Source organism: Rhodococcus sp. P3_B8 (assembly GCF_056402775.1).
This window is the reverse complement of record NZ_JBFUGT010000452.1, coordinates 1-4,035: the sequence shown is the minus strand read 5'-3', so window position 1 is coordinate 4,035 and position 4,035 is coordinate 1. Positions and strand designations below refer to the sequence as shown.

The following is a 4,035-nucleotide window of genomic DNA, read 5'->3' as shown; positions in this document are numbered from 1 at the left end:
GCCCAGTGCGTGTTCTACGTGGACGACGAGAAGCTTGCGGTCAGCGACCACATGATCGTCTCGACCTCGACGATGTACCAGCAGACCCCCGGCAGTGTCCTCGCGGCCGGCGGGGCACCCGTCGACCCCGACGCCACCTACCTGATGAAGTCCGCCGAGCACATGATCTGGCCCTACGACAACCAGGGCCGCCTGATCGGTGAGGACGTGTGGGAGTACGACGAATCGGTCCGCGAGATCATCGCGCTCGATCCGAGCGAGGTCCTCACCGTCGAGCAGTCCGCCGCGCTGCTCGCGCCGCTCATCAAGCCCCTTCCGGCGTTGAACCCGTTCACCGCCTGACCACAAGCGCACGAACATCGCGGTTCCCCTTCGACGACCAAGTCGTTCATCGACGGGGGACCGTGAGCGAGGCTGCGATGCGCAGGCTCATCCCCCGCCGGCCACGGACGTTCGCCAATGAACGCGTGTCCGAACTACACGACATCGCAGTCCCCGCAATCGAAAGCGCACCAGTGACGTTGACAACCCCGATCACCAGTCCCGACGAGCACGCAGCACCGCTCGACCTCCTGCTCACCAACTCCACCCGCGGTATCGCCGGCCGAATGCTGCCGCGCGGGCCGCTGACCCGGCTCGGTGTCAGCCTCGCCAAGCAGCCCCGCACCCTCGCCGGACGCGGCTCCCTCCTCGCCCGCGAACTGGGCGCCATTGCGGCCGGCAAGTCCGGGCGCGTTCCCGCCAAGAGCGACAAACGCTTCGCCGACCCGGCGTGGCACGCAAATCCCTTGCTGAAACGGACCATGCAGGCCTACCTGGCGGCAGCCGACACCGCCGACGCCGTGTTCACCGACGCGGACCTGGACTGGCGGGACTCGGAGAAGGTGCGGTTCGCCCTCGACAACCTCATCGAGGGTCTGGCACCGACCAACAATCCGTTGCTCAGCCCCCTCGGGTGGAAGGCGCTGATCGACACAGGCGGACTGAGCGCGATCCGCGGAGTGAAAGCCTTCGCCCGCGACATGGCCTCCCACCCACGGGTCCCCGCGATGGTCGACCCGGACGCCTTCGCGGTCGGGGAAACCGTGGCCACCACCAAGGGGGCGGTGGTGCTGCAAACCCGGGCGTTCGAGCTGATCCACTACGCACCGCAGACCCCGGCGGTGCACGCGGTCCCGCTGCTGGTGGTGCCGCCGGTGATCAACAAGTACTACATCGTCGACATCGCCCCCGGCCGCAGCATGATCGAACATTTCCTGCAGCAGGGCCAGCAAGTCTTCACGATCTCCTGGCGCAACCCGCAGGCCCGGCACCGCGATTGGGGCTTCGACACCTACGGCGCCGCGATCATCGAGGCACTCGATGCGGTGCAGACGATCGCCGGGACCGACAGTGCGCACCTGCTCGCCACCTGCTCGGGCGGCATCCTCGCGGCCATGGTCGCCGCGCACCTCGCCGACATCGGGGAGGGCGAGCGGATCGCGAGCCTCGCGCTGGCGGTGACCGTGCTGGATCAGACCAACGCCGGTTTCGCTGCCGCCGCGATGAGCGACCGCGCGGCCCAGGCCGCCATCCGCACCTCCGCCGCCAAGGGCTACCTCGACGGCCGCACGTTGGCCGAACTCTTCGCGTGGCTGCGGCCGACCGACCTCGTGTGGCGGTACTGGGTCAACAACTACGTCCAGGGCCGCTCACCAGCCGCGTTCGACGTGCTGTTCTGGAACTCCGACACCACCAGAATGGCGGCCGCCCTGCACAAGGACATGGTGCTGCTGGGGACCGGCAACAAGCTGACCACTCCCGGAGCCGTCACCATGCTGGGGACGCCGGTCGACCTGTCCACCGTGACCGCAGACTCCTACATCGTCAGCGGGATCGCCGATCACATCTCCCCCTGGCAAGCCTGCTACCGCAGCGCACAAATGTTCGGCGGCAAGGACAACCGATTCGTTCTCTCCACCAACGGGCACATCGCCGCCCTGGTCAATCCGCCGGGCAATCCGCGGGCCTCGTTCCGGGCCGGCAGGGTCGACGAGTCGAGCGCCGACGAGTGGTTCGAGTCGTCGGAGAAGACCAGCGACTCCTGGTGGTCCGACTACACCGGCTGGCTCGCCGACCGCAGCGGCCCGCAGATCGAGGCGCCGCACACCCTCGGTGGCCGCGACCTCCCCCCGCTCGCGCCGGCTCCCGGCACCTACGTCCACCACAAYTGACCGCCGACCGAAAGACCACGATGACCACCCATCTCGACACCCCCACCGCCCTCTTGGATCTGTCCGGACACACACTCGGCACGACCGACTGGCTCGACATCACCCAAGATCAGGTGAACCGCTTCGCCGACGCCACCGACGATCACCAATGGATTCACACCGATCCCGCCCGTGCGGCCGAAGGCCCGTTCGGCGGCACCATCGCCCACGGCTACCTCACGTTGTCACTCGCACCGATGGTCCTGGCGGAAGTCCTCGAGATCGACGACACCACGGCCGCTCTCAACTACGGCCTCAATAAGGTCCGCTTCCCCGCCCCGGTACCGGTCGGAGCGCGGCTGCGCGCCACGGTCACCGTCACCTCCGCCCAGCAGAAACCCGCCGGCATCGAGACGGTGTTCGGACTCACGTACGAGGTCGAAGGCGGCGGGCGCCCGGCCTGCATCGCCGACGTCGTCGTGCTCTACCGGTGACGGCCGCCCACCCCGGGCCCGTCGAAGAGAGCTATATCGCGGCGGGCGGGCAGCGCATCAGGGTCAGCGTCCGCCGCGGCACCGGGGTGCCGGTCGTCTTGTGCAACGGCATCGGCGCCAGCTACGAGGTGCTCGACCCCCTCGTCGCGCAGCTCGACCCCGACACCACCGTCATCCGATTCGACGTCCCCGGCACCGGCGGATCACCGGTGTCCCTGGTGCCGTACGGCTTTCCGTACCTCGCCTGGATGCTGGGCCGGATCCTGACCCGGCTGGGCGTCGGCGTGGTCGACGTCCTCGGTCTGTCCTGGGGTGGGGCGCTGGCACAGCAGTTCGCGTTCCAGAATCCGCGGCGCTGCAGGCGCCTGGTCATCGTTGCCTCCGGGACCGGCATGCTCATGATCCCCGGCCACCCCCGGATCCTGGTCAAGATGCTCACACCCCGCAGATTCCGCGACCCCGACTATGCGGCGTCCATCGCCGGCGACCTCTACGGCGGCACCGCCCGCACGCAAAAAGACGACGTCGCCCAACTCTTCCTGAAGCAACTCCACCCCGGATCGAAAATCGGCTACACGCACCAACTCCTCGCGGGATCGGTCTGGACAAGCCTGCCGACACTACCGGCAATACGACAACGGACGCTGATCATCGCCGGAGCCGACGACCCCATCATTCCCGTCGTCAACGCGCACATCATGAAAACGCTTCTCCCACACGCCACCCTGCACCTCCACGACGGCGGACACATCGACCTGATCACCAACGCCACCGAACTCGCCCCAGTGATCGAGACATTCCGTCATACCTAAGAAACCAGCGGTAGCAGCAATACGGAGGGGACGACCGCGCCGGACAGGATGCCGAAGCCGATCTGTTGGCACACCAGGAGGACGACGGTCCCGCGCCGATCGCACCGACTCGGGCGAACGGAGCCATTCTTCATCCCCTCAACCGCTATTGGAGGTCGGCGTAAGGTGTGAAACACCTAATTTGCTCGATCGTGCGAAGCGGTGTGGGCGGTGTCGAATCATCGCATTGCCGGTCCTGAAGACGACGAGCTCTACCAACCAGCCGCGGCCTGTGGTGATCGGTTTCTGATCAACGGCCGGGACTGGGGCGGCGGGTTCTCGTTGGTCGAGCACCGWTTGCCGCCGAGGGTACTTGCGGCTCCGTTGCACAGGCGCATTGATGGGTGTGCAGTGCTCGTCGATCGCGCGGATGTCAGAATGCGGCGAACTCGCCGTGCTGGCCTATCGGGGACCCGAGCCCTCGCCGACGACGTTCGCCCCGGGAAGGGGTTCGCAACCCGGGTATGCCGCTGCCAGCGGGTCGGTCATCGTGTGCGC

3 protein-coding genes and 1 pseudogene are annotated in these 4,035 nt (G+C 67.4%); all 4 read left to right on the top strand.

The window, feature by feature from the left end; genetic code table 11:
- Window positions 1-342: pseudogene (locus tag AC1D1G_RS42695) on the top strand (hypothetical protein); the annotation flags it as partial.
- 173 nt (window positions 343-515) lie between these two features.
- Window positions 516-2,213, top strand: coding sequence for a PHA/PHB synthase family protein (locus tag AC1D1G_RS42690; RefSeq protein WP_283353193.1), 1,698 nt, complete (start codon window positions 516-518; stop codon window positions 2,211-2,213).
- 20 nt (window positions 2,214-2,233) lie between these two features.
- Window positions 2,234-2,686, top strand: coding sequence for a MaoC family dehydratase (locus AC1D1G_RS42685; protein ID WP_283353192.1), 453 nt, complete (start codon window positions 2,234-2,236; stop codon window positions 2,684-2,686).
- Complete coding sequence (locus AC1D1G_RS42680) at window positions 2,683-3,498, top strand: alpha/beta fold hydrolase (protein ID WP_283353191.1); 816 nt, start codon at window positions 2,683-2,685, stop codon at window positions 3,496-3,498. Before AC1D1G_RS42685 ends, AC1D1G_RS42680 begins: the two co-directional genes overlap by 4 nt.
- Window positions 3,499-4,035: the final 537 nt, after the last annotated feature.

What these genes read in the sequence shown, in the direction of transcription:
- AC1D1G_RS42685 (WP_283353192.1), top strand. Translation starts at nt 2,234, where the DNA reads ATGACCACCCATCTCGACACCCCCACCGCCCTCTTGGATCTGTCCGGA.